This is a genomic window from Novosphingobium sp. THN1, assembly GCF_003454795.1.
In the GTDB taxonomy this organism is placed as follows: Bacteria; Pseudomonadota; Alphaproteobacteria; order Sphingomonadales; family Sphingomonadaceae; genus Novosphingobium.
On sequence record NZ_CP028348.1, the window covers coordinates 978,002 to 997,937 of the forward strand.

At 61.9% G+C, this 19,936-nt stretch carries 19 protein-coding genes and 1 pseudogene; 12 read left to right on the plus strand and 8 right to left on the minus strand.

Annotated elements, in window-relative coordinates:
• Positions 1 to 2: 2 nt before the first annotated feature.
• Positions 3 to 1,190, minus strand: coding sequence for an MFS transporter (locus C7W88_RS21465; protein WP_162896290.1), 1,188 nt, complete (start codon positions 1,188 to 1,190; stop codon positions 3 to 5).
• Between the two features lie 194 nt (positions 1,191 to 1,384).
• Here C7W88_RS21465 and C7W88_RS21470 point away from each other — a divergent pair, with 194 nt between their 5' ends.
• Positions 1,385 to 1,888: a TetR/AcrR family transcriptional regulator C-terminal ligand-binding domain-containing protein gene (locus C7W88_RS21470; RefSeq protein WP_240345021.1), complete on the plus strand. Its 504-nt coding sequence runs from the start codon at positions 1,385 to 1,387 to the stop codon at positions 1,886 to 1,888.
• Positions 1,889 to 1,902: 14 nt separating this feature from the next.
• Here the strand turns inward: C7W88_RS21470 and C7W88_RS24170 are convergent, their stop codons facing one another.
• Together C7W88_RS24170 and C7W88_RS21480 are read right to left on the minus strand one after the other, a co-directional pair.
• Entirely contained in the window at positions 1,903 to 2,622 is a 720-nt protein-coding gene (locus C7W88_RS24170; RefSeq protein ID WP_240345146.1) for a TonB-dependent receptor domain-containing protein, read from the minus strand.
• Positions 2,553 to 4,262: a TonB-dependent receptor gene (locus C7W88_RS21480; protein ID WP_118075578.1), complete on the minus strand. Its 1,710-nt coding sequence runs from the start codon at positions 4,260 to 4,262 to the stop codon at positions 2,553 to 2,555. The genes C7W88_RS24170 and C7W88_RS21480 overlap by 70 nt, the downstream gene beginning before the upstream one ends.
• A 166-nt stretch (positions 4,263 to 4,428) precedes the next feature.
• Here C7W88_RS21480 and C7W88_RS21485 point away from each other — a divergent pair, with 166 nt between their 5' ends.
• Positions 4,429 to 4,803 carry a RidA family protein gene (locus C7W88_RS21485; RefSeq protein ID WP_118075580.1) on the plus strand — a complete coding sequence of 125 codons (375 nt, stop codon included), beginning with the start codon at positions 4,429 to 4,431 and terminating at the stop codon, positions 4,801 to 4,803.
• A complete protein-coding gene (locus C7W88_RS21490; protein ID WP_118075582.1) occupies positions 4,796 to 6,397 on the plus strand; it encodes a GMC family oxidoreductase in 1,602 nt (533 codons plus the stop codon). The genes C7W88_RS21485 and C7W88_RS21490 overlap by 8 nt, the downstream gene beginning before the upstream one ends.
• A 54-nt stretch (positions 6,398 to 6,451) precedes the next feature.
• Here C7W88_RS21490 and C7W88_RS21495 read toward each other — a convergent pair whose 3' ends face one another.
• Both C7W88_RS21495 and C7W88_RS21500 read right to left on the minus strand, forming a co-directional pair.
• Entirely contained in the window at positions 6,452 to 7,324 is an 873-nt protein-coding gene (locus C7W88_RS21495) for a helix-turn-helix transcriptional regulator (RefSeq protein WP_118075584.1), read from the minus strand.
• Between the two features lie 14 nt (positions 7,325 to 7,338).
• Positions 7,339 to 8,508: a lipid-transfer protein gene (locus C7W88_RS21500; protein WP_118075586.1), complete on the minus strand. Its 1,170-nt coding sequence runs from the start codon at positions 8,506 to 8,508 to the stop codon at positions 7,339 to 7,341.
• On the opposite strand from C7W88_RS21500, the pseudogene C7W88_RS21505 reads away from it, so the two are divergent.
• The 5 genes and pseudogenes from C7W88_RS21505 to C7W88_RS21525 form a co-directional block, all read left to right on the plus strand.
• A pseudogene (locus tag C7W88_RS21505) lies at positions 8,493 to 11,306 on the plus strand (strawberry notch family protein); the annotation flags it as partial. The gene C7W88_RS21500 and the pseudogene C7W88_RS21505 sit on opposite strands and share 16 nt — an antisense overlap.
• A 76-nt stretch (positions 11,307 to 11,382) precedes the next feature.
• On the plus strand, positions 11,383 to 11,622 hold the full coding sequence (locus tag C7W88_RS21510) for a type II toxin-antitoxin system Phd/YefM family antitoxin (RefSeq protein ID WP_118075588.1): 240 nt from the start codon (positions 11,383 to 11,385) through the stop codon (positions 11,620 to 11,622).
• Positions 11,623 to 11,625: 3 nt separating this feature from the next.
• Positions 11,626 to 12,009: a type II toxin-antitoxin system VapC family toxin gene (locus C7W88_RS21515; protein ID WP_118075590.1), complete on the plus strand. Its 384-nt coding sequence runs from the start codon at positions 11,626 to 11,628 to the stop codon at positions 12,007 to 12,009.
• Positions 12,010 to 12,296: 287 nt separating this feature from the next.
• Positions 12,297 to 12,566: a DUF1778 domain-containing protein gene (locus C7W88_RS21520; RefSeq protein WP_118075592.1), complete on the plus strand. Its 270-nt coding sequence runs from the start codon at positions 12,297 to 12,299 to the stop codon at positions 12,564 to 12,566.
• Positions 12,556 to 13,113, plus strand: coding sequence for a GNAT family N-acetyltransferase (locus C7W88_RS21525; protein ID WP_118075594.1), 558 nt, complete (start codon positions 12,556 to 12,558; stop codon positions 13,111 to 13,113). The genes C7W88_RS21520 and C7W88_RS21525 overlap by 11 nt, the downstream gene beginning before the upstream one ends.
• Positions 13,114 to 13,825: 712 nt before the next feature.
• On the opposite strand, the gene C7W88_RS24175 is transcribed toward C7W88_RS21525, so the two are convergent.
• From C7W88_RS24175 to C7W88_RS21540, 3 genes are all read right to left on the minus strand, one after another.
• Positions 13,826 to 14,074, minus strand: coding sequence for a hypothetical protein (locus C7W88_RS24175; protein WP_240345022.1), 249 nt, complete (start codon positions 14,072 to 14,074; stop codon positions 13,826 to 13,828).
• A 132-nt stretch (positions 14,075 to 14,206) separates the two neighbouring features.
• Positions 14,207 to 14,416 (minus strand): hypothetical protein, encoded by a 210-nt coding sequence (locus C7W88_RS24180; RefSeq protein ID WP_240345023.1) that lies wholly within the window; start codon positions 14,414 to 14,416, stop codon positions 14,207 to 14,209.
• Positions 14,417 to 14,428: 12 nt separating this feature from the next.
• Positions 14,429 to 14,848, minus strand: coding sequence for a helix-turn-helix domain-containing protein (locus C7W88_RS21540; protein WP_240345147.1), 420 nt, complete (start codon positions 14,846 to 14,848; stop codon positions 14,429 to 14,431).
• A gap of 295 nt (positions 14,849 to 15,143) precedes the next feature.
• On the opposite strand from C7W88_RS21540, the gene C7W88_RS21545 reads away from it, so the two are divergent.
• The 4 genes from C7W88_RS21545 (at position 15,144) to C7W88_RS21560 (ending at position 19,881) form a co-directional block, all read left to right on the plus strand.
• Positions 15,144 to 17,171 carry a ParB/RepB/Spo0J family partition protein gene (locus C7W88_RS21545; RefSeq protein ID WP_118075598.1) on the plus strand — a complete coding sequence of 676 codons (2,028 nt, stop codon included), beginning with the start codon at positions 15,144 to 15,146 and terminating at the stop codon, positions 17,169 to 17,171.
• Positions 17,172 to 17,699: 528 nt separating this feature from the next.
• Positions 17,700 to 18,050 (plus strand): antitoxin Xre/MbcA/ParS toxin-binding domain-containing protein, encoded by a 351-nt coding sequence (locus tag C7W88_RS21550; RefSeq protein WP_118075600.1) that lies wholly within the window; start codon positions 17,700 to 17,702, stop codon positions 18,048 to 18,050.
• 4 nt (positions 18,051 to 18,054) lie between these two features.
• Positions 18,055 to 18,549, plus strand: coding sequence for an RES family NAD+ phosphorylase (locus C7W88_RS21555; RefSeq protein ID WP_118075602.1), 495 nt, complete (start codon positions 18,055 to 18,057; stop codon positions 18,547 to 18,549).
• 429 nt (positions 18,550 to 18,978) lie between these two features.
• Positions 18,979 to 19,881: an ArdC family protein gene (locus C7W88_RS21560; RefSeq protein WP_118075604.1), complete on the plus strand. Its 903-nt coding sequence runs from the start codon at positions 18,979 to 18,981 to the stop codon at positions 19,879 to 19,881.
• Positions 19,882 to 19,936: the final 55 nt, after the last annotated feature.

Below are 19,936 nucleotides of genomic sequence, written 5' to 3' on the forward strand. Positions count from 1 at the left end.
CCTCAAAACTTGGCAGTTGTCGCTTGCGGGCGCGGATCGCGGCACCACAAGGCAGCAACAGCAGATGCAATCATGACTAGGCCGAACAGGGCGAAGGCAGAGCGATAATCGCCTGTCGCATCGCGCAGCCAACCGGTCAGTCCCGGTGCAAGCGCACCGATGAAGCCGTTGATCGTGAAGACGATGGCCAGCAATGCCGGGAATTCCCGGCTACCGGTAATTTCACGCAGCATCAGCGAACCAGCTTGCGCGGGCAAGCCTGCCACCCCGCCCCATAGCACAACGAAGGCTGCTGTGGCTGCCATGGCGACAGGACCCGCATCGCCCATGCCCAGCAAAGCGAGGGTTCCGGCTGCCTGAATCAGCAGGATCGCCGGAAACAGGATCTGCACGCGCACTCTGTCGGACAAGTATCCGCCGACCAGCAATCCCGGCAGGCTCATGAAATTGGCGAAGCTGTAAAGAGCAACCGCATCCTGCGTGGCGGTGCCGCGATCCTTAAGGTAGGTCACGATGTTGAACAGCACACCGTTCATGCACACCATACTCAGCGTCATCACGAGCGTGAGCACCCAGAAGGCCGGCAAGTGGAAAGCCCCGCGACGGTTTAATCCGTCCTGCCCCGAATGATCCGCAACGCGCGCGCCCCCGGAGACTGCGCGACCCGGCAGAAACCGCCAGAGCACAGGGACCAGCACCAGTGCGGCAAGGCCGATGATCTGGAAGGCGACCCGCCAGCCCGCCCTTTCGATCAGCAGGTTCGTGGCCATGGGCATCGCCGAACTGGCTAAGGAACAACTGCCGATGAACAGCCCGATCGCCAGCCCCCGGCGGGCGTGGAACGCTTCAGTCAGAACGGCAATGCCCGGCACGATAGATCCCAGACCAGTCCCGAAACCGGCAATTGCCATGGCGAGGCTGAAGCCGGCCAGAGTATTGCTCCACCCCGCTGCGGCCCATGCAAGAGCCGCCAGCAAGGAACCGAGCGCGAATGTTCCGTTGATGCCGAGCCTGCGCAGTGCCGGGCTTATAACAAGGTTGCCTGCGCTCATCCCGATCAGCAAGGCGACCGGGCCTGCACCTGCTTCGGCGGCACTCCATCCCAGCAGAGGCTGCATAACGGACACATAGACGCTGAGCGATGTCAGCATTCCGCCGATCAGGACAAAGCCTGCCAAGGAAAGCGGCACCAGCAAGGCCCAAGGTTCCCGAGGCTTTGCGATGGAGGAAATCGATGGGGTATCCATTTTCAGAAGTGCTCCCGTTGGCGTGGGGGACCTTGAACTTGCGTGCCGCCCCCCGGTAAGGGGTTGGCATGGTACGGGGTAGCATCAGGCCAGGCGGCCGCACGGAACGGGTTCGGCAAAGCGTTGCGAACGCGGTTTTGCAGTTCATCAAGGATGGTGAAATCGACTTCACGATGACCGATGTTGCCGAGCGGTCCGGCATTGCCCGCTCGACGATACATGCCCGCTGGCCCACCCGCGATCAGTTGGTGGCCGACGCCCTGCGCACCCATAATTCGACCTTCCAGGTAGAGCTGCGCGACGACTGGCGCGATCATCTGAATCATATCGCCACCGCATTCCGCGACTTTTCGGCACGGCCGCACGAGATCGCCATCAATGCCCTGACCGCCCAACTGGGCGGGGGCTTCCTGGCGGAAGAAACACATCGCCAATGGCAATCCATTTCCGTCGCCATGGCCGAACCGCTGCACAAGGCGCGGCAGAGTGGAGATATCCGCCCGGACATCGATCCGACCATGGTCATCGCCACCCTGTTCACGTCTATCGCAGGGCACATCGTGATCGCCAAGGACGTGCCATCGGACGATCACTTGCGCCAGCTTGTCAGCATACTGATCGCAGGATGCGAGGCCCGGTAACGAGCCCCGCGACGTCAATACGTAATCCGGGCATCCACGCCGAACGTGCGTGGCATCTTGAACGAGGCGCTGGCATAGCCAAGGCTGCCGAAATCGATGCCGAAATCGATATTGCGCTGATCGGTCAGGTTGTCGCCCCAGACGCCCAACCCAAGCTTGGCCCTGCCGATCGCGATATCGTCAAGCGCGATCCGCGCCCGCAGGTTATGGTCGGGCCGCGAACGGATATCGCGGTTGAACTGGCTCACGCGGTCAAGAGTGAACCAGTATACCGTGCTGCGGTAGGAGTAATCGGCGCGCAGCGAGAGCGTACCGAGCCCGATGTCCTGCTCATACTGCGCGCCGACATGGGCGTTGAACTTCGCCGCCTGCGACATGCGGGCTTCCGACGCGACGTTGATGACCGTATCGGTTGCCGGATCGAGATAGAGGTAGGTCTTGTATTTGGGATCGGTATAGCCAATCGATCCGTCCAGCGTCAGACCGCGCACCGGGACGGCGGTGATTTCCGCTTCGACCCCGCGATAGGCGACCTTGCCCGCATTCACGATATTGGCTGTGGCGCCTTCGCTACCGGCAATGAACTGCGAAATCTGCAGGTTGCGATAGTCGACATGGAACACCGCAAGATTAGTGCGCAGCCTGCGGTCGAACCATTCGCCTTTCAGGCCCGCTTCGTAGGAAACGATGGTCTCCGGCTTGAAGACGTTGATCTGCGATGCCGACGGATTGATCCCCCGGCACGGAACCCGCTGGAAACGCGCACGTAGCCCATCAGGTCTGGCAGCAGGCGATAATTCGCCGATACCAGCCACGACACGTTGTTGTAGCTGACCTTCCCGTCAAGGTTGGGCTGGACATCGCCTGCCAGCGTCAGCCACTTCTGGTCGTGGGTATAACGCAGGCCGCCGGTCAGCTCGAAATTGCCCGCGCCCGGTGCATAGCTGATCTGCCCGAACACGGCGTACGACTTTGCCTTGCCATTAAAGGCCTGAAGAGGCGCGAGGTTTACACCGGCCTCGCCGCCCGGAAGCACATAGGTCAGCGTCTGGTAATTGGCTTCAGACGATTTTTCGTCGAAGTAAAATGCACCTGCCACATACTTGAAGTCGCCCACGCTACCGAGCAGCTGCAATTCCTGCGAGAACTGGTGCTGCCGCTGGGTCGTATAGCCTTCATACAGGTTGGTCGGGTTGACCCCTTCCGGTATCACGATGCCATCGACAAACAGCGTTGGGCTGAGCGTAAAGCCAAGCATGTTGCCGTTCCCCGACAGGTTGTTTGCGCCATCCTGCTTGTATTCGCGATAGGCAGTGATGGACTTGACGGTAAGCTGCGGCGACGCTTCCCAGTTCAACGTCAGCGCATGACCCTGGACCTTCGCCTTGACGCTGAAGGTCTTGTTTCCGGCAAGGTCCGTCCCGGGCAATTGCAGGCCGCTGCTCAGGGCGGTGGAACCGATCTGGAAGGGCGCGCCACCGTAGACGGGCGCGGATGCGCCGAAATAGGCCCGCACATCATCCGTGGCCGCAATGGTCTGGAAGAATGACGAAACTCCTTCGCGGTCGTTGTAATCAAAGGTATAGTTCGCTGTCAGATTACCAAAATCACCTTGCACCGCAGCGGTCACGGCTTCGCCCTTCAGCGCGCCCGAATCGCGGCTGGACGGGGCCAGCGTATTGTCGAAATACCCGTCGCGCTGGCGACGCATATAGCTGATGGACGCCTGGACAGGCAGGTCGCCCAGCGTGCCGGTGTCGAGCCGTACCCGGCCATACCAGTCGTTGAACGTGCCGAAGCCGGCTTTCGCTTCTACCCCCATCGTTTTGGAGGGCTTGCGGCTGACCAGTTGCACCGCGCCGCCCACGCTGTTGCGCCCGAACAGCGTACCTTGCGGGCCGCGCAGAACTTCCACACGCTCAAGATCTACCAGGTCGAAAATCGCACCGGCAGAGCGGGCGATATAAACGCCGTCGAGATAGATTCCCACGCCCTGTTCGGACACGGCGCTGGGCGATGAATTGCCGATGCCGCGGATAAAAACCGAAGCAGCCGTGATCGAGGCGGGTTGCGCCGCGATGGACAGGTTCGGCGTGAACTGGGCCGTCGCCACGACGTCGCGCACGTTCAGCTTGTTCAGAAGTTCTCCCGACAGCGCCGTTACCGCCACGGGCGTCGATTGCAGGTTTTCCTGCGTGCGCCGCGCCGTGACCACGATTTCGCCAAGTTGCGAACCATCACGCGCTGCGGTGGCCGGATCGTCCTGCGCAAGGGCAGACGGTGACCAGCATGCAAGGGCCAAGGCCGCGCAGCCCATCAGGCTGGCACGCGTTGAGGAAAAGCGTTTTGCGGCAACATCGTCGAAATCTTTCATTTTGAACTCCCTGATGGCTCACCATTTGTCACGATGCGGTTTTGCGCTGCCTCGGATGCCACATTGCGCACCCCTTAACAAGACATTGAGTAGCGTTAGGTGAGAGGGCATGCTACAAAGATGTAAAGCAGTCGCCATCTGCAGGCGCGGCCAACAGGAGATTGATATGTCCGAAACCGGTTTTTCCTTTTGCGAGGCGCGCCGTGCCAACAACTTCCTGTTCTGCTCCGGCCAGATCGGCCTCACGGCAGACGGCAAGGCGCCGGAACAGCCGGAAGACCAGTTTGCCGCAGCCTTTGCGGCACTGGCGGACGTGCTGCAAAAGAACGGCTGCACCCTTGGCGATGTCGTTGACCTGACATCGTTCCATGTCGGCTATCCCGCTCATATGGAGACGTTCATGCAAGTCATGGGACGGTCTATGCCGGGGATTGAAATGGCGTGGACGGCCATTGGCGTTGCCGGCCTCGGCTATCCGGGATCGCTGGTTGAATTGAAAGCCGTTGCCGTGCTGCCGAACGCGGGGGCCGACCATGGGTGATCGCTTCGACTATGTGATCGTGGGCGCAGGGTCTGCGGGATGCGTGCTGGCCAATCGCCTGTCCGCCGATCCTTCGGTTCGGGTGCTTGTGCTGGAAGCGGGCGGGCGGGACAGCAATCCCTTCATCCACATGCCCGCCGGGTTCTTTCGCCTGCTGCAAAGCGGCAAGGATAGCTGGCAATACCAGACAGAACCGCAAGAGCACCTCGATGGCAGGGTGCTTCATGATACGCGCGGCAAGGTGCTGGGCGGAAGCAGCTCGATCAACGGGATGTGCTACAGCCGGGGGAGCCCGGAAATTTTCGACCTTTGGGCCAGGGAAGGCTGCCCGGGCTGGTCCTATGAAGAAGTCCTGCCTTATTTTCGGCGGGCCGAAGCCAATGCCCATGGGGACGAGCGATTTCATGGACGCGGCGGGCCTTTGCCGGTGACCCGCGCCCATGTGACCAATCGGGGGCAACTGGCGTGGCTCGAAGCGGCGCAGGAAGCCGGTTTTCCGTATAGCGATGACCACAATGGTGCACAGCCCGAAGGGTTTGGACCGGCCGAACATACGATTCGTTCAGGGCGTCGGTTCAGCACTTCGGTCGCCTATCTTCGGCCTGCGGCAAGGCGCCCCAATCTCGTGGTGCGCACTAGTGCTCATGTATCCCGAATCTTAATCGAGAACGGTCAGGCACGAGGTGTCGAGTATCGGCAGCACGGGGAGCGCTGGACCGTTTACGCGGATCGTGAAATAATTCTCTGCGGCGGCACCTTCCAGTCACCGCAACTGCTGATGCTGTCAGGCATCGGAGACGCGCAGCACCTGCGCTCGCTTGGCATCGAAGTCGTCACCGACCTCAAGGGCGTGGGCCGCAATCTTCACGACCATATCGGCACGCAAGTCCAAGTCTCCAGCCCCTTGCAGATCTCCGATTTCGCGATTGCGACCAACCCCTTACGGATTGCCAGCGCCGGCCTGCAATACTTGCTTACCCGGACAGGGACGCTCGCAAAAAGCGGTACCGAAGTCATCGCCTATCTGCGTTCCGGCGCGCCAGGATATGACGGACTGGACCTGAAGTTCTATTTTATCCCGCTCTTGTTTGCGCCCACTGGCGGAATCGAAAAGGCGCACGGTTTTACGAACCTGATCATCCTGACCCGCCCGGAAAGCCGCGGCCTATTGCGCCTGAGGTCCGCCGATCCGTTGGATCAACCGGCCATCAATGCCAACTACTTGGCCGACCCGCGTGACCGGGAGGTGTTGCGTCGGGGCGTTCGGATCGCGCGAGAGGTCATCCAGCAACCGGCCTTCGCAACCTATCGCGGCGAGGAACGGACACCGGGCGCGGACCGTGCCAGCGATGATGCGCTCGATGCGTTCTTTCGGCAGACCTGCAACGTCAACTACGAAGCAGTGGGCACGTGCAAAATGGGCAGCGACGAACTTGCCGTGGTCGACCCTTGCTTGCGGGTCCGGGGGATTACGGGCCTTCGCGTTGTCGATGGCTCGGTCATGCCGCGCATCACCACAGGCGACCCCAACGCCTCGATCATCATGATTGCCGAAAAGGCCGCGGATATGATTTGTGCCGCCGTCAGCGGGTAAAGTTTCCACCAGTGGTTGCGTGCGCTGGATGCAGAAACGGTACCGCGAAGAAATTCATGGCATAGAATATTTGGTCGGGCTTTTGCCGAACCACTTTTTATACGCCTGAGAAAACGCGGCCAGTGAGTCGTAGCCGGACATTCTCGCGACTTCGGACAAATTCTTCTCTCCATGAGCTATGGCCAGATTGGCTCGATTGAACCGGGATTCATTGATCTTTTCAAGAATGGTCTGACCGGTCGACTGGCGAAAAGACCGGGTCAGGTGCCGTTTGCTCAGGCCTGTCAGCGCAGCCAATTCCTCCAGACTCGGTGGAATGGTATCGGCCTCGATACGCTCGATCACCTTGCGCAAGGCTCCCGTGCTCATTCCACCGCGGGAAATACCGCCGTCGGCCGCGCAAAGGTCGAAATATCGTTTCAGCTCGATGGTCAGGATCTGCCCGTAGCATTCCACGAGCTCATCCGTGAACCTGGCCTTGTTCTCGATCTCGCGAGCCACGCTCATCATCAGCGAGCGAATTGGCGCGCTCTTGATGTTGAGGCAATTGCGCAACTGCTTCGTTGCTACAGCCCCTTCCGATGCAATCGTCTCGTCAAACGTCTCCTTCGGGAACATGCAACGGACGATGCTGATGTTGCGTCCTTCGTACTTGATCCTCAAGGGCGTCATGGCCGGCACGAACATCAACCGGCCAATATCGTCAAACCGGCGCGGCCCGCCCTCGCACTCAAAGCGGCCTTCGGCGAAATTCTGGCGAACCTGGCGCTGTAGAGCGATGGTTGAAGTTCGTTCGCACAGGACAAGTTCCCGATCCGGAGGAACCTCCAAATCGAGAACCTGCGCCACCATGGAAGGCGTGGAAATGCCGGCGATGATCCTGGAATCAAAACCTCTTTCGGTTTCAGGATCATCCATCGTCGTCATTCCATGCCTTCAACTCAGTCGCTCGAGAGGATCAGCCCCGACGTCGGGACGCCGGTGCCCGCGGTCACGATCACATTGCGGCAAGCGCCGGGCTGGTTCACGCTCTGGCCGCGGACCAGCCTGACGCCTTCAGCCACCCCGTTCAAGCCATGGATATAGGCTTCTCCCAGCTGACCGCCATTGGTGTTCACCGGCAGGCGACCGCCGCGGGCGATCTGGCCTTCGCGCACGAAATCCCTGGCCTGCCCCTGCTTCGCAAAGCCGAAGGCCTCGAGCTGCGGCAGCACGAAGGGCGAGAAGTGATCGTAAAGGATCGCCGCCTGCACGTCATCCGGCCCGATCCCGGCCATGGCGTATAGCTGACGCGCGACCAGATTCATTTCCGAAAGCTGGGTGAAATCGGGGCGATAGTAGCTCGTCATCATCTGCTGATCGTCGCACGCACCCTGAGCCGCCGCGCGGATGATCGCCGGCGCCTGGCGCAGCTTGCGCGCGCGTTCCGCCGTGGTCACCACGACAGCAACGGCACCGTCGGATTCCTGGCAGCAATCCAGCAGGTGCAGCGGCTTCACGATCCAGCGCGAGGTCTGGTGATCTTCCAGGGTGATCGGCTGCTGATAGAACCAGGCCTTGGGGTTTGTGGCGGCGAAATCGCGGAAACCCACGGCGATGCGGCCGAAATCTTCGGAGGTTGCGCCATGTTCGTGCATGTAGCGCCGGGCCGACATAGCCACCCAGCTGGCCGGAGATGCCAGGCCGAAAGGCACGTAGTTGCCGTAGTGCGCGATTTCGGCCGTGGGCAGCACGTCGGGGGTGAAAGCCGCGCCGAACCGGTATTGCGACCGTTCGTTCATAGCGCGGTAGCATATGACCACCTCGGCCACCCCCGTGGCCACAGCCATGGCCGCGTGCATGATCGGGGCGCAGGCCGCGCCGCCGCCGTAGTGGATGCGGCTGAAGAACTTGAGCTCGCGCCCGCCGATGTTGCGGAAGACCTCGATTTCGGGGTTGTTGTCCATGGTGTAGGTGGACATGCCGTCCACCTCGGCCGGATCGATGCCCGCGTCGGCCAACGCGGCCAAGGCCGCTTCCACCGCCAGGCGCAGTTCCGAGCGCCCGCTGTTCTTGGAAAATTCGGTTGCGCCGATACCGGCGATCGCCGCCTTGCCGGAAAGCTCGTTCATGCCGCGCTCCTTTCTGGGAAATGCAGGGTCACCGTTGCGCCAACGTGTTCGCCGATACCGTTGCCCGTCACATCTGGATTTCGAAGAATGCACCGCTGCTCGAAGACGCGCAGCGCGACTGGACCGCGATCGGCGGATTGCCGTCGGACATTCTCGACCTTGCCCGCTGGAAGATCGGTGAGGAGATCACCGCGCCTGAAGGCATCCTGTTTGTTCCCTACGGCACGCTGCGCAGTTCACGCGTCGAGGATACCCGGCTCGACCAGATCGTCCGCTGGGCCGACAAGGAGTTCGAAGGCGTGATCGTCTTCGACGAGGCCCACGAAATGGGCGGCGTCGCGGGCGGGGAAGGGGCACTTGGCCAGAAGCAGGGCTCGCTCCAGGGCATTGCCGGGGTGCTTCTCCAGAATACGCTGCCGCGCGCCCGCGTACTCTATGCCTCGGCAACCGGCGCTTCGGACGTCAACAACCTCGCCTATGCGGTCCGGCTTGGCCTGTGGGGACCGGGCACGGCGTTCGCAAACCGCGAGCAGTTCATCAGCGAAATCCGCGACGGCGGCATTGCCGCGATGGAATTGGTGGCGCGCGACCTCAAGGCCTCCGGGCTCTACCTCGCGCGGGCGCTCAGCTTCGCAGGGGTAGAGTACGACATCCTGCGCCATGACCTGACCTCTGAGCAGATCGCGATCTACGACACCTATTGCGAGGCCTGGACGATCATTCACCAGAACCTTGAGGCCGCACTCGAACTCACCGGGATTGTCGACGGGCTTGAGAACAAGACCCTAAACAGCGGAGCCAAGGCGGCGGCCCGCAGCCATTTCGAGGGGACGAAGCAACGCTTCTTCGGACAGGTGCTGCTCTCGCTGAAGCTGCCATCGATCTACCCGGCGATCAACGAGCACCTGGGCGAGGGCGACAGCGTGGTGGTCCAACTGGTCAGTACCGCGGAATCAATCCTCAACAGGCGCCTCGATGAACTGGAACCGGCTGAGCGCGAGGCGCTCGATATCGCCTATGACTGCAAAGAATACGTCGTCGACTATCTGACCCGTGCTTTCCCGACCCGGCAGATGGAGGAATACAAGGACGAGCTTGGCGATGTGCGCTCACGTCCGATGTGGGACGAGGCAGGCAATCCGGTTCACAACCCGCAAGCCGAGGCCGCGCGCGCCGACCTGATCGAGCATATCTGCGCGATGCCGCCGATCCCGACCGCACTCGATGCCCTGCTGGAGCACTACGGCGTGACTGCGGTTGCGGAGGTCACCGGGCGCAGCAAGCGCCTCGTCCGTGACGGATCGGGACAGCAGCGCCTCGAGAGCCGTTCGCCCCGGACCAACCTTGCCGAGACCACTGCGTTCATGACCGGGGCCAAGCGCATCCTCGTGTTCTCGGATGCGGGCGGCACGGGTCGCAGCTATCATGCCAGCCTTGATGCCATGAACCAGCAGCGCCGGGTCCATTTCCTGCTCGAGCCCGGATGGCGCGCAGACCGGGCGATCCAGGGGCTGGGACGCACCCACCGTACCCATCAGGCTTGCCCGCCGCTGTTCCGCCCTGTCACCACCGACTGCAAGGGCGAGGCCCGGTTCACCAGCACGATCGCGCGGCGCCTCGATGCCTTGGGCGCGCTGACCCGTGGCCAGCGCCAGACCGGCGGGCAGGGGATGTTCGATGCTTCCGACAACCTCGAGAGCATCTACGCCAAGCACGCGCTCCACGACTGGTACGGCCTGCTCGCCACGGCCAAGCTCAAGAGTACGACATTGTCGGAGTTCCAGCGTATGAGCGGGCTCGAGCTCACTGACCAGGACGGGGTGCTGCGCGAGGACCTGCCGCCGATCCAGCGCTGGCTCAACCGCATCCTCGCCATGAAGATCGCCGTCCAGAACGCCATCTTCGACGAGTTCCTGACTTTGCACGAAACCCGCGTCTCCGCCGCCAAGGAAGCCGGGACCTTCGACATCGGGGTCGAGACCGTGGCGGTCGAGGCCTGCGAGGTGCTGTCCGACACGGTGATCCGCACCGATCCTGTCACCGGAGCGACCTCGCACCTGCTTGAACTGTCGCTGACCCAGCGGCGCAAGGTCCTATCGCTCGAGCGCATTCTCAAAAGGGCATCCTATGAGGAACAGCCGCTGTTCCTGCGCAATGACAAGTCGGGCAAGGTCGCGCTCGCGGTTCCGGCACCCTCGCACATGGACGGGGAGGGCCACACGATCCGCCGCTACGAACTCGTGCGGCCGCTGCGCAGCGAGTACCTCCGCGCTGACCGGCTCCACGAGTCCGCCTGGGAGCCCGTCAGCAAGGCCAGGTTCAGCGCGCTGTGGGAGGAAGAATACGCAGCCGACGAAAGCCAGCTTGTCACCGAGACCGTCTATCTCGCAACGGGGCTGCTGCTGCCGATCTGGGGCGCGCTTCCCAAGGAAGACCTCACGGTCAACCGCATCGTCGACAAGTCCGGCGCCTCCTGGCTCGGCCGCCATGTCCACGACCTCTACGTCGATGCGACCCTTGAGAAGCTCGGGGTTGCTCGCAAGGCGCAGACTGATCCCGCCAGGATCGCCGCCGCCATTCTTGGCGGGGGCACATGGAAGGCGCCGCATCCCTTGGGTTTCACGATCCGCACAGCCCGCGTGAACCGTTCCCGAAGGATCGAGATCGTCGAGGCCGAAGCCGCGCGTATTCCCGAACTCAAGGCCAAGGGCTGTTTCACCGAGATCATCGCCTACAAGACGCGGGTATTCGTGCCGGTGGACAAGGCCGACCAAATCCTTGCAAGCCTGATTGGATAAGCAAGTTTCAAGGAGCTTGCGGACTGGAACGGATATGACAGACTTAGTCTGTATGACTTGGTCAAGGTACCTGGAAATGGAAACCGTCAGCGCTCGCGAGGCAAAGACGCATTTGTCGCGCTTGCTCGAGCGCGTGTTGCGCGGGAATGCGGTCATGATCGCCAGGGCGGGCAAGCCGATAGCGAAATTGGTGCCTATCGATGCTTCCGCACCGTCCAGGATCAAGCGCCTGGGTTTCCTCAAGGGAGAAATGCGCGTGTCGGAAGATTTTGACCGGATGGGCGAAGGTGAAACTGAAGCTCTGTTTGAAGCCTGAGAGATGAAATTTCTCCTGGATACACATGTGCTCCTCGGGCGGCGGGCTTTCCGGAACGATAGACGCCTGCCGCCCGGCAATTGCTCAATGATGAGCAATGAACTGGTCTTCAGCGCTGCCGGCCTTTGGGAAATCACGATCAAGAGCGGGCTCGGGCGGGATGACTTCGCAGTCGATGCGCGCGTGTTGCGCCGGGTGTTTATTGACAACGGTTACGTTGAGCTTGCCATTTCAAGCGAACATGCCGTTGCAATTTCCCAATTGCCCGCGATTCACAAAGACCCCTTCGACAGAATGCTGATCACTCAGTCGATCGTCGGGGACATGACCTTGATCACATCAGACGAAACGGTCTGCCGGTACTCTGAACCTATCGGAAGGGTCTGAACGTTCCGCTCGGCTCGAAGCACAGCCGGTCTGCACCGGCCACAGTCAGTTTATCCTCCTTCAAGCGCAACTCGCTGCGTTCCATTCCCGGGCGCACCATTGTCTGGGGCCTGTTTATCGCGCGTTGACGTACGGGCGTATCATTCAACTGATCTGTCGTGCAGGTTTGGAGTTATAACGGCATGGCATAGTCAGATGGTTGACGCGTACGGCGATTCACCGTACAAAGATCACTCAAAGGAGATCGGTATGTTCGCCCTGGAAACAGTGACCCCAACCCCGGCAAGATGGAAGCTCGCAAGGAAGTGCGCATGCACCGTGCCGACGAAGAGCGGATCAGGGCTGCCGCTGCGGCTACTGGCCTGCAGGAAGCGGACTTTATTCGTCAGGCTGCGCTACTGCGTGCACAGGAAGTCGAGCAGCGTATGACCTTGTCGATCTTGCCTGTCGAGGCTTTCGAGGCTTTCAAGCTCGCCGTGGCTGCTCCAGGAAAGAAGATGTCTGGACTGGCGAAGGCAGCAGAGGCAACAAAGGGCCTGCTCACGGATGCCGGCTGAGCAAGGCCCATCTTTGCCCCCTCTGACGATAAGGAAGTTCGAGAAGGCGCTGCATGACCGCAGCGCCTTCTCCTGCGGTTTTACGCCGATCGACAATTTCCTCAAATCCTCCCTGTCCGAACACATCAAAGACGGTCTGGTCACAGCCTGGATCGCTGCGGCTGAAGGCGACAGAGCGGTCCTTGGGTTTTATACGCTCGGAGCAATGGCCGTTCGCGCAGAATTCGGACCGAAAAAGTGGCAGCGTGCACGAGTCCCGGATGTCCCGGTTATCTATATCCGTGCCGTTGCGGTCCGCGAGGATTTGCAAGGCAAACGACTGGGCACAGCGCTCGTCGTCGATGCGATGAAGCGCTGTCTTGGCATCGCCGACGAGATGGGCGCAGCCGCAATTGTTCTTGACGTTCTGGATGGTGGAAACTTCGAGCTCAGGTGGAAATTTTACGCTGATCTCGGTTTCTTGCCTCTGGGCGACCCGGATAACCCGCGACGGGTCTATATTCCCATGGCGGCCGTGAGATCGACATTGGGTTCTCCTCTGCTGTGACGTTCGGAAACATCACATTGGCACATTCGATGCCGTCGGGAGGGGGCATCCGCTCCATCAATTCTCAGCCGTACTCAACACCGGCGTGCCTTTCCGAATTTGCTGACCGCCGTCAGCGTACGCGATGACGGCTGGGCCCAGCGTGGGGGCATCGACCGCGTGCTGACGCTCGCTTGCGGACGAACTTGCAGCGTGGATGAGAAGGTTCGGTGCAATCATTGGCCGGATATCCTGCTCGAGCAATGGAGCGACGAAGAGCGCCGCTCGCCAGGGTGGGCCCAAAAGCCGTTTGCCTGCGATTTTATTGCCTACGCGTTTGCTCCCTCGCGAGGGTGCTACCTCCTGCCTGTCGCTCCGCTGCAACGCGCCTGGCGCATGCGAGGCAAGCAGTGGGTAACTTCGTACGGACAGCGAAGGGCGCGCAATCCAGGCTACGTTTCTGCGTCGGTGCCCGTACCGATCGAAGTGCTGATGCCGGCCATGGCCGAGGCGATGCTAATGCGGGGTGCAGTCTGAATCTTCGTGTGGGTGCTAATGTGGGGTCTGGCGGTATTAGTGGACAGCTAAATACTTGACACTAATAGATTTAATCAATCTTTGGCTGTTTCACCGATATCATCGCCTACCAGACCCGCGTGTTCGTGCCGATGGACGGAGCAAGCGAGATTCTTGGGAGGATCATCGCTTAGTCGTTGGCCTGCGTCACTGCAGGTCAGATGGATTCGGCGTGGCCGCTCAGGATCGACGCGGTGACGGACAGGCCATGTGCCTCCAGGGAGCGCAGGTAGTCCTCAGCGGACATTTCCGGCCGCTTCAACCGAATGCGCAGAGTGCGGATTGCTGCAACCGCCTTGCCCTCATCGAGCGCGATGGTGTCTGCGATGAACTCGTCTGCCGTCCGCGCTTCGATATTGAGCGGAACGAGAATTGCGACCGGGAAATCGCTGATGTTTTCAGTCACGACAGCCTGGGCTTGTGTCTGGACTGCGGCGGCCAGGAGATGTTCGTCATTGCGTCGGGAAGTCCGAACGTCAGGGCCGTGACCGAAGCGTGCGCCTCGACCAGGGCTTCGGGGAAGGCCCGGTGCATGGCTTCAACCGATCGAGCAGCCCTCGCGGACGCGTCCTCGAACCCCGCACTCGGCGAAGATCTTGTCCAAGGCCGCGCCAGTCTCATCAAGAATGCGCTTCGACCAGCGCACACGGAAGAATTCCGCCTCGGCGAGAGTGAGCAGCAGGTCCCGACGCGGTGCGCTGACCAATGTGCAGGCATCGACCAGAGCGGTGTAGCGATTGGCGAACATGGCAGTGTCAGATCAATACAGGTCCGCGCCCTCCGCAATCAGGTCGTCCATCGCCTTAGAACGGATCTTGTCGCGCGCTGCCTTGTACGCGAACACGTCCTCGGCCTTGAGCCGCCGATGCCGTCCTACCATGCTGTGCGGGATGTCACTCTTCTCGATCAACCGGATCAGGTATGGACGGGACATGTTGAGCAGATCTGCTGCCTGCTGCGTCGTCAGCATCTGCTGGATCGGCACCAGCGTGACGGCATCCCCGCTCCCGATGTGACGCAACAACTCGAGGAACAGGTCAGACATCGCCGGTGTCAGCGTGATCTCGACCGGCTTCCTGGTCTTTGGATCGGGAACGCGCAACTTGGCCTCGCCGGCCTTCTGCGAGGCAAGGAGGCGCCGAAGCTGGTTGGCGATCTGGCGATCGTCGGCAGAGGGCAGCCTGTGGCCGAAGGGCTAGGCATTGGCTGGCAGTGTCATCGTTTCTCTCCGCTGATGGTGATATTCCCTGGCGGATATTCGCAATAAACGAAACCAGGTTGTGCAATCTGGGTTCCGCGGACGATCCGGGCCGTGAGGCATAAATCCAATATCTATGCCTCACGGCATCGAGCGAGCCACCTTGGGACGCGCAGTCTTTCCCGCCAAATCGGGCATTCCTGAAACCGGGAGGGGAGGGGGGCTGGAAGGGGTGAGCCGAAGGGCTTGGCCAAATCCGGCCTTCAGGAGCACCCCCATGAATGATATCGAATTGATCCCGCTCGGCAAGCTGCGCTTGTCCGAAGCCAACGTCCGCAGACAGGACAGCAACCTGTTCATCGAGGAACTGGCGGCCAATATCGAGGCCAAGGGCCTCCTTCAGAACCTGATCGTCGTGCCCGCCAAGAAGCGAGGTCTTTTCGACGTGACCGCGGGCGGCCGCCGCCTGCGCGCGCTCAATTTCCTCCTCGACGCAGGCAAGCTTGCCAAGGATCATCCCGTCGCCTGCCGGGTGCTCGACATCGATGCCGCCGAGCAGTCCGAACTCTCGCTGATCGAGAATGTCATCCGCCTCGATATGACGCCGACCGACGAGATCCGCGCCTACAAGCACTTCGTGGGCGAAGGCGCGGACCTCGACGCGATCGCCAAGCGGTTCGGTCGCACCCGCCGGTTCATCGAAGGCCGCCTACGGCTTGCTGACCTCGCCGATCCGATCTTCGCCGCGCTCGAGGAAGGCAAGATCACCCTCGATGTCGCCAAGGCCTATGCGACGACGCCCAACCATGACCGCCAGATGATGGTCTGGAACGAGCTGTCGAATTCCTGGCAGGGCAACAATCCGGACTCGATCCGCCGCATGGTCACGCACAGCGCGATCCGCTCGACATCGCCGATGGCGAGGCTCGCCAGTGAAGCCGAATACCTCGCCGCTGGAGGTAGGATCGAGCGCGATCTTTTCACCGAGGACGGCGGCGAGACCTGGATCGATGCCGAAATCGCGCAGCGCATCGCCGGCGAGAAGCTCCAGGCCTTTGCGGCCGAGGTCGCCCAAACTTCCGGCTATGCCTGGGTGCGCCCGATCCTCGAGACGCGCGTCACCTACAACGCGACCGAAAACCTCCACCAGGTCCATCTCGAACCGGCGCCGCTCACCGAGGAGGAACAGGTCGAGGCCGACAAGCTGCTCGAGACGATCTCGGCACTGGAAGCGACAAGCGAAACGCTCGACGAGGACGACGAGGCGGCCGCCGCCGAGTTCCAGACCCGTTGGGATGCCGCGAGCAGCGCTTACGATGCGCTCCACGACAAGCCCCCGGTGATCCCCGAGGAAATGAAGGCCAACGTCGGTTGCTTCGTGATCATCGGCGCCGACGGCCAGCCTATGGTCGCCAGCGGCCTCTACAGCGACAAGCCACTTGAACGCCGCAAGGCCCGAGAGTCCGACGCGGGCGAGGGCGCCAGTGGGACTGCAGGGGAGGGCGGTAACTCATCGTCTGCCCCCAAGCCGCTCTCGCAGAAGCTGGTCGAGGAACTTGCCGTCCAGCGCCGCGACATCCTCGCGATCAACCTCGCCTCGAACCCGGCAATCGCGCTCGATTACCTGATCTTCGCCATCGCCGACTCCCGCGCGCTCTACAGTGCGCAGGCGCTGGGCACGACGCTCCGTGCGCCGTCGCCCTCGCTCACCCTCGCCAATTATCCCGAGAGCCCGTCTCATACGCTGATGGCCGACATGCGCGAGTCGCTCGACCTGTCCTGGACCGAGCACCGGCGTACTGTCGACAGGTTTTCGGCGTTCAGCGCGCTCGACGACGATGCCAAGGCAAGCTGGCTTGCCTGGTGCATGGCGAAGACGTTGGAGGCCAGCATGGGCATCGACAGGAAGGCAGGGCAGTCCGGACCCGAGCCGATCGACCTCCACGATCATCTCGCCGCCCTGATGGGGATCAACGTCGCCAGCCACTGGCGGCCGACCTCGGCCAACTACTTCGACCGGGTAGCCAAGCAGACCCTGCTCGGCCATGTCAGCGAAGTCGGCGGGCCGGCCATGGCTGCAAGCTTCATGGCCTCGAAGAAGAGCGACCTCTCGGCTTCCTGCGAAAAGCTGTTCGCCGGCGAATCCATTGTTGCCCCCGAGATCAGGGAAGCCGCACTCGCCTGGGTGCCCGAAGCCATGCGCTTCCGGGTGCTCGCCGCGAGCGCGCCTTGTGAGGAGGCACCGGTCGAGCACGAACCTGCCCAAGAGGAGGACGTCGCCGCCGGCGAGACCGTCGACGCCTGAAGCAGCCTTGCCGGCACGCTGCCCAGCGCCCACTGTCGCTCTAGGGCAGCGTGCCGGTCCCTCCAGGACACGACCAGATGACCTTGAACACCAGGCCAGGTGTGCGGGTCTCGCCTGAGGCGACCTCCAGGGGTACCTTGTATGCTGGGTCTGCAACCTCGCACTGCCAGGACGGGGCCGAAGTGTGGGCAGGGGCGTGGCAGTCTTCGCGCCAAGACACGGAGCTGGCGGTGGCTGGAGCAGCGGTCCAGTACGAATCCAGCGATCTATCTGCGGTCTGACGAGATACATCACTTGCGATCACGAAATATCCGACAGTCACGCATGGCTTCATGCCGACGAAATCGCAAGTGTTGCTGCAAGGCCGCGGCGAGCTTCAGCCCTTGTGCATGCCAACCTCGTAAACGCTTGCAGGCGCGACCGAGCTGCAAGCTGTCTTTCCTTGACGCACATCGCTTCCAGCCACACGTCGGCTTGAATGCCGCAAGAAATGACGCTATATAGCGTCATAATTTCCGGAGCATTGCAATGGCGATACAGAACTACGCTGACAACGGTGCGTTCGCTCCGCGCAAGATCGTCGATGTGCTGCGCACCACCAGCGACGAACTGGCACGCTCGCTGGGCCTCGGCAAGGACGCGATCCAGCGCAAGGACCGGATCGCGTCGACACGCACCCAGCGCCGCCTTCGCCAGATGGTCGAAGTGCTCAACAAGGTCGAGCCGCGCTTCGGGTCCGCGCTGCTGGCCTATGCCTGGTACCGCTCCGAGCCGCTGCCGGGCTTCTCGGGCCAGACCGCAATGCAGCTCGTGCAGAACAACCGGGCCGATGACGTGCTGGCTTATATCGACGCTGTCGACGCCGGCATTCACGCCTAGCCTCATGCACTTCACCGGGCTGCTCTACCGCGCCCACAATCCGGTCTGGTCCCGCGAACCGCTCTCGGGGGAAGGGGCTGCCCGGTTTGGCGGACGGTTCAATCGCATGAGGCGCGCGGCGCTCTATACTTCGCTTGCGCCTGAGACGGCACTGCGCGAGGCCAATCAGGTCGGCACGTTGCAGCCGACCACCCTGGTAGCCTATCGGGCCGATATCGGGCCTTTGCTGGATGGCCGCGATACAGCCGTACTCCAGCCCTTCGGCATGGCGCCGGCGGAGCTTGGCGACCCAAGCTGGCGGGACCGGATGCTCTCCGGAAAGCCCGTGCCCACGCAGGACCTCGCCGAGGCCGCGATTGCGCAAGGCTATGTCGGCATTGTCGTGCCGAGCTACGCCCGCGGCGCTCCCGCCGACGCTCTCAACCTCGTCCTGTGGGAGTGGGAGGGGCGCGTCACGCTCGTCGATGACGACGACCGGCTCGGTCTGCGCGCTCCGTGACTTCTGCCGCCGAGCCGAGATACCAAGAGGGCCCCTCGAGGCAGTCGGCCGAGCATGCTCGTACAGGTCCTTCGGGATCGCTCGCGGCTATGGGATCGACGGGCGGTCCGAGCTTATGGCCCGGGCGATGAATCTGTTCCCTGCATCGCGCAGTAAGGGACGCAGGACAACGAACAGCCATGTAAGGTCATCCAGTGCCTGGACGATGCCTTGCCTCGTCAGCGTGTCGAAGGCAGCCCTGACAGGGCTCGCAAGCCGGCATTGGGGCTTTCGGAGCCTGATAGCATCGAACGTTTCCTTGGGACAGCTCGCACAGGGCCCGCCACAGCTCTCACTGGTGTGGCAGGCGAGGGAGGGAAAGCGGGTGTGGGGATGACGGGCTGAAAGAGGGGAGGAGAGTTCCCCTCTGCCCGCCGTGAAAGGTCCGCCATGTCCCGAACCTACCCTTCAACGCCGCGAGCCGACATCTATTCGCGCATCACCCAGGAAATTGTTTCTGCCATCGAGTCCGGCGCCGGCACTTGGCGCATGCCCTGGCATCATGATGGCGCAGCCACGACCCGACCGCAGAACGTTACCTCGCACCGCCGCTATCGCGGTGTCAACGTGCTGGCGCTCTGGATCGCCGCAAGAGCCAGGAGCTTCTCCAGCGGTCTTTGGGGGACCTATCGTCAATGGGCAGCTCTTGGTGCGCAAGTTCGCAAGGGAGAGCGCGGAACGACTGTCGTGCTCTGGAAGCAGGCGGCATCACCTGCCGGTAACGATCATGGCGACGACCAAGCCGGTCCTGCCTGCATGTTCGCCCGGGCCTTCACGGTTTTCAACCTCGCACAGGTCGAGGGATATGAGCCCCTCCCTGTCGCGGTCTTGCCCCAAAGCGAGCGGCTCGAACATGCCGAGGCGTTCGTGGCAGCCCTGAAGGTTCCGGTCACCGAAGGCGCTTACGATGCGCACTACCGGATCGATCTCGATCACATCTTCATGCCGCACTTCTCCTCTTTTCGGGATGCGTCGGCACACATGGCCACTCTTCTGCACGAGGCAGCCCACGCCACAGGAGCAAGGCACCGGCTCGACCGAAACTTCTCCGCAAGGTTCAAGCGCGACAGCCTGGCAATGGAGGAGATCTGTGCTGAACTGACCGCATCCTTCGTGCTTGCCGACCTCGGACTCGCGCACCATCCGCGCGCCGATCATGCTGCTTACGTGGCATCGTGGTTACGCGTGCTGAAAGACGATCCTCGCGCCATTTTCTCTGCTGCCAGCAAGGCGCAGGCTGCTGCAGACTGGATGCACGCCCAGCAGTCCCAGCCTGAGGAGATCGCTGCATGACCTGTGCTTTGGAGCTTTACGCGGGAAGTCACATGGCGCTGGCATGTCACGAATG

Coding starts and splice junctions, on each gene's coding strand:
- C7W88_RS21490 (WP_118075582.1), top strand. CDS start 4,796: ATGGGTGATCGCTTCGACTATGTGATCGTGGGCGCAGGGTCTGCGGGA.
- C7W88_RS21555 (WP_118075602.1), top strand. CDS start 18,055: ATGCACTTCACCGGGCTGCTCTACCGCGCCCACAATCCGGTCTGGTCC.
- C7W88_RS21560 (WP_118075604.1), top strand. CDS start 18,979: ATGTCCCGAACCTACCCTTCAACGCCGCGAGCCGACATCTATTCGCGC.
- C7W88_RS21550 (WP_118075600.1), top strand. CDS start 17,700: ATGGCGATACAGAACTACGCTGACAACGGTGCGTTCGCTCCGCGCAAG.
- C7W88_RS21520 (WP_118075592.1), top strand. CDS start 12,297: ATGGAAGCTCGCAAGGAAGTGCGCATGCACCGTGCCGACGAAGAGCGG.
- C7W88_RS21500 (WP_118075586.1), bottom strand. CDS start 8,508: ATGAACGAGCTTTCCGGCAAGGCGGCGATCGCCGGTATCGGCGCAACC.
- C7W88_RS21515 (WP_118075590.1), top strand. CDS start 11,626: ATGAAATTTCTCCTGGATACACATGTGCTCCTCGGGCGGCGGGCTTTC.
- C7W88_RS21510 (WP_118075588.1), top strand. CDS start 11,383: ATGGAAACCGTCAGCGCTCGCGAGGCAAAGACGCATTTGTCGCGCTTG.
- C7W88_RS21495 (WP_118075584.1), bottom strand. CDS start 7,324: ATGACGACGATGGATGATCCTGAAACCGAAAGAGGTTTTGATTCCAGG.
- C7W88_RS21480 (WP_118075578.1), bottom strand. CDS start 4,262: ATGAAAGATTTCGACGATGTTGCCGCAAAACGCTTTTCCTCAACGCGT.
- C7W88_RS21545 (WP_118075598.1), top strand. CDS start 15,144: ATGAATGATATCGAATTGATCCCGCTCGGCAAGCTGCGCTTGTCCGAA.
- C7W88_RS21485 (WP_118075580.1), top strand. CDS start 4,429: ATGTCCGAAACCGGTTTTTCCTTTTGCGAGGCGCGCCGTGCCAACAAC.
- C7W88_RS21525 (WP_118075594.1), top strand. CDS start 12,556: ATGCCGGCTGAGCAAGGCCCATCTTTGCCCCCTCTGACGATAAGGAAG.
- C7W88_RS24180 (WP_240345023.1), bottom strand. CDS start 14,416: ATGTTCGCCAATCGCTACACCGCTCTGGTCGATGCCTGCACATTGGTC.